At 57.4% G+C, this 4,514-nt stretch carries 2 protein-coding genes and 3 pseudogenes; all 5 read right to left on the bottom strand.

The window, feature by feature from the left end; genetic code table 11:
- Nucleotides 1-101: 101 nt before the first annotated feature.
- Nucleotides 102-346: pseudogene (locus A3A5_RS41450) on the bottom strand (IS701 family transposase); the annotation flags it as partial.
- A 192-nt stretch (nucleotides 347-538) separates the two neighbouring features.
- Nucleotides 539-1,555, bottom strand: coding sequence for a ParA family protein (locus tag A3A5_RS41445; RefSeq protein WP_081623895.1), 1,017 nt, complete (start codon nucleotides 1,553-1,555; stop codon nucleotides 539-541).
- Complete coding sequence (locus A3A5_RS0112985; RefSeq protein ID WP_026200726.1) at nucleotides 1,552-2,760, bottom strand: ATP-binding protein; 1,209 nt, start codon at nucleotides 2,758-2,760, stop codon at nucleotides 1,552-1,554. Before A3A5_RS0112985 ends, A3A5_RS41445 begins: the two co-directional genes overlap by 4 nt.
- A 431-nt stretch (nucleotides 2,761-3,191) precedes the next feature.
- Nucleotides 3,192-3,434: pseudogene (locus A3A5_RS0112980) on the bottom strand (H-NS histone family protein).
- Nucleotides 3,418-3,876: pseudogene (locus tag A3A5_RS44735) on the bottom strand (KfrA protein); the annotation flags it as partial. The pseudogenes A3A5_RS44735 and A3A5_RS0112980, both read right to left, overlap by 17 nt.
- Nucleotides 3,877-4,514 lie beyond the last annotated feature (638 nt).

Below are 4,514 nucleotides of genomic sequence, written 5' to 3'. Positions count from 1 at the left end.
GTGTCATAAATGTGATCGATCAGCCAGACGCGCAACATGGGCAAAGGCCAAGGCCGCGGATCAGGTGGAAACTGAGTTGATGACGGAGTGTGGTGATTGAATTAGTCACGTGCCGCTGCGCGCGCAGGGCTGCCCCGGGGGATGTAATCAGCGGGAAGCGCAGGTATCTGGCGTTCGAGGAAGTTTTTTTATTCTCTTCGGACTTCACCGCAGCGAGTCGTTCGGCCATCAGGAAGCCGTAGGCTGCGATACTCAGCGTCGCATGATGGTGGAATCCGCGCCAGCCCCGACCTTCATAGTGACCAAGACCGAGGTCTTGTTTCAAGTCCTGGTAATCGCGCTCAATAGGGGGCATACCAAGATACGGGGAATCCGCTATCACAAGGTGACCGCCCCTCGCTATTGACGCCGGGATAACCGACGGCTACCGGAACTTCCTGATAAGGGCGGGCGCCTACGCGTGCTCGCCAAGCCGTCAGATGCGGGAGCTCCTTCCTAAAAAAACGGCGCGCGTTGGCGCCGTTTTCTGCTCGGTTATTCAGAGCCGTAAATCGATTCGGTCTGCAATTTTTATTGCTAGACGCTTGAAATCCTTTTTTGCATCCTGCACCGCATTAGCATGACTACCAATAGCGCCGTCAGCAGAAGTAAGATTGAAGATAGGCTTACGATTCTCTTGACCGAGGGGGATAAGACTGCGGTAGTGTCTAATGGTCGCCAGGCAATACGGGTCATCTTCTTGCTTCATACCCAGGACTGGCTCTTCCTGCAGCACCGCCTTCCTATAAACCGCAGGAATTCGCTGTACCCATTTATCATACGCTCTTACTGGGCGATCAAGTCGAACGCCATGCTGTTGGCACAAATATCCGATCGGCAGCATATTACCTTTAGGCAGACGAAAATCCGGATGCGCCTCCATGTCCGCACTAAAATCCCAATTATCAAGTCGCTTTTTCCAAAGCCCCTTCCAACTCCTCAGTGTCGGGCCCAAGTTATTTAGCCCTTGTAAGGAAAAAAGGTCAGCGCCAAGGGGAATTGCCACATAATCTGTGGCCAACAAGACTGATCGGTTAATGGCACCAAGATTGGGGCCAATATCAACTAAGATCAGATCCGCTTGAACCTTCTCCGCAGCCATCTGCATCACCTGCCAAAATGAAGTGAGGATGCGCATTGGGCGATATAGATTCGCATCCCCCATGCTGGCCGGCCACTCTCCCGAGAGAGTATCCTCGAAGCTCGACAACGCAACATCGCCTGGAAGCAAATACAAGTCGGTTCCGACCCGTTGCAGAGTTGGTGGAGCAATGTCACCAACACCCGTCAGAGGCTTAACACATCGAAAGATCGTTGAGCCCGGTTGCTGCTTTTCCCAAAGCCGCTCAATCGCTTCATCGTCTAGGAAAGCAGCCGTCAAGTTGGCTTGCGGGTCCAAGTCCGCAACGACCACTCGTTTTCTGAGACTGGCGAACATCCACGCAAGATGGTAGATGAGCGAGGTCTTTCCAACTCCACCCTTATTGTTGAAAAAGGTCAGTACAGGAGTACTCACGATTTCCCCCGAAGCACACAAACCACAGCCGTCTGAGTAGTTTCAAATTCGGGTTCCGGATTACCATTTGCCTGCATAGCCCGCCGCGCCGTGGCTATACCTCGCCCAAATGCCTGAATAAAACCAAAGGTCTTCAGAACGTCTGCGACGTTTGGATTTCGGTAGTCCGTCACACCAGGTCGTCCAAAATTTTCAACCGTCACGTTGCCGTACGGCCCACCGGGGCTATTGATTTCAACCCGGTCGTTAAACCAATAAACACGAATAGGCGTATGAGTTCCCTCGTAAACACGATGCAGGACCGCGTTATACAAAATTTGTTGTAAGGCTGCCTGTGGATATGGCATTTCGACTTGGTGCGTGGCTGCCGCCGTAATATCGATGGCAATTCTGTTATGCGCTTTCAGTTTCTCTTCGGCACGCCGAAGCACTTCCACGATACCGCCTCTGATCTCTTCCTCGTCAATAACTGGATCAGCGAGCTCCAAGCCATCAATTCGTAGAAATTGAATATAGGCACCAGGAAGAAAGTCCTGCGGACTCTTTCCTATAGCGAGGAGACCGACGACAGTCGGTGTGGGATCATCGGGAGAGGCGATCATCCGACAGGAGGCAAGTCGCTCTTCATAGCTACGGCCGTTAGCCTCAAGAACGTCGTCAGCAAAGGCCTGAGGCAGATATTCGTTCTCAAAGATGCTTTTCGAAATATCAGAAAGCTTTGCCGAGGGCACGGGATTGATGTCAAACGGCAGATTCTTGTAGCGCCGCTTTTCGTTGAGAATGCGCTCCTCCTGCGCGTTTGCTAACGCTCGACGAGGGCCTGTACGAATCCAAATGCGCCCGTCATATTTCACCGGAGGAGAATCGGAAGGCATGACGGTGACCACAGCGACCTCCGCGCCCTTCAATTCTCGCCGTTCGACGCTGAGCGCCGGAAGGGGCAAAATATTGCCATCAGTCTTCATGTCGGCCAGAGCACGCAAAAGCTCATCGGTCACGTCAAGGCCAGATGGCTCCCCATTGTCCTTAACACCGATGAATAGGACACCTGGCCGATTGTGCCCCGCTAGATCGTTTGCAAATGCGCACACGGCCTGTCGCGCCTTCTTGGGCACGTCCCCTTTGAACGATTCCTTGCGTTCCGCGTGATCCGACTCAATCTCATTAAGGAGTTCGAGCAGCTCCTCGTCTGTCAGCCGTTGCATATGGTCCTTCTCGTCCGAGCGCTGTAACACTTGAGCAACTCGCGAAGTCTATCGCCGTGCCCCTGTCTCGCGCCTTACGGTTCATGCCGGTCCAAATCCGGCTAAACCGTCATTTTGCCCGATCCACCGAACAGAGGCACGAGAATCGCCCCGACGAGAAGATGACTCGAACAAAGGGCCCGCCATCCGCCCTTCGTGGAGGTATCAGACGTGACGTCCGGAAAACTTTGCAGGACTTGCGCGATCTGCGGCCGAGCCGGGGTGATCGTGCCTTTCGTGCGAAAGTGGCGGTGATCAACCGAAGAGCCGCCTGCAGCGAGGCTTTGCCGCTTTCCGCCTTTCGCACGCCTAGCGATATTGCAACTCATTGATTCTCAATGGCTTTGGGGACCAAACCGCCAGATTTCCCAGCTTTTTGTGCGTGAAGGCTCTTATCCGACCTGGTAAAACTCCACGCTTTGCCCCGCATTGACTGCCCGCCGCAGCCCATCTGGCCGGTTCCGTTCCAGCTCTGGCCCGCGGCGTTCCGGTAGCAGACCACCGGCGGTGGCACTGGTGGGGCGTGGCGGATCAAAGCACCCCGCCGCTCGCAGCTCCTCCATGGTCAGGTCGTAGTCGGCCATCTGGTCCTGGATCCAGCGGATCGCGGCCGCCCGCTCAGTTTTCGTGGTCATCGTTGCCGTTGCTATCGTTGCGGTCTTCCTGGTTGGCGCCGGGCACCGCCGGTGCCTCTTGCCCGTGGTCCTGCACTCTGTCCTGGTCTTTGCCCGGGTCATCCTGCGCCGCGGGCACCGCGCTGCCGGGCTTGCGCCGCCGCCCGCCACCGGCGGCCTCCCGCTCGCGCGGCAAGCGCAATTCTGCCAGCAGCTGGCGCGCCAGCATCGCTTCCACCTCGGCGCGCTCAGCCCGGCGCTGTGCCGCGGCCAGTTCCGTCTGCACCGCGTCCCGGTCGACGACGGCCTGGCGCTGCGCCGCCTCGGCGGTCGTGAGCCGCTCGGTGAGCTGCTCAGTGAGCGCGTCGGACTGGGCTTCGAGCCGGGCCCGGACCTAGGCCTGCGCCACAGCCGCGTCGCGGGCCTCTTGACGCGCGGCCGCCAGCTCGCCGCGCAAGTCTTCGGTGTGAACTCAACGTTGACCCGTGGCCTGGCCGTCGAGCAGGCGCACACGCAATCTTGAGGATCCTCCGAGAGGCAATGTCGCCCGCGCGCGTTCGGTCAGCTCGGCACAAACACGCGGATCGCGCCTTTGAATTTGGCAGCGGGCCGAAGATGTCATCTCGGATGGCGCGCAAGCCGGATTGTCGCAAGGAAGGAGTGCTCGTCGTGCTGGCCGTAGTCCATGGCGAGCCGGCTACAGAGCGGACAAACAGAATGGATCGCTGCCGTTGTTCCTACAGGTTGTTGGCTTGCCCATGGTAGGGCGCCAGGCAGCAATTCGAGTCATCTAGACCACTGACAGGGGCCCGTGACGCTCTGATGGCTGCGCCCGCCTTGTTGCGGCTGCGGCTGGAGAGAACGAAAAAGCCACCCGAAGGTGACTCACCAAAGGTGGCTTCTGTCTGCTGTTGGGGGTCNATTTCAGCGGAATCTTCGGGAGCGTCTGCACCAGGCTGAACAGCAGCGTCCGCACAACGATGGGTGCAACCAACTGGCTGCGAATGCTTGCTGTATCAAAGTCCCATTCATAGTCCCCACCGTCGGAGTAGGTGGCGCGCCCATGGTAGTCAAGGATCATCCCGTGGAACGGGGTCAGCC

Origin of the sequence: Cupriavidus sp. UYPR2.512 (assembly GCF_000379565.1) — a bacterium.
Classification (GTDB): Bacteria; Pseudomonadota; Gammaproteobacteria; order Burkholderiales; family Burkholderiaceae; genus Cupriavidus.
Note: the sequence above shows the minus strand (reverse complement) of the source record. Positions and strands in the feature narration are given on the sequence as shown.

Coding starts and splice junctions, on each gene's coding strand:
- A3A5_RS0112985 (WP_026200726.1), bottom strand. CDS start 2,760: ATGCAACGGCTGACAGACGAGGAGCTGCTCGAACTCCTTAATGAGATT.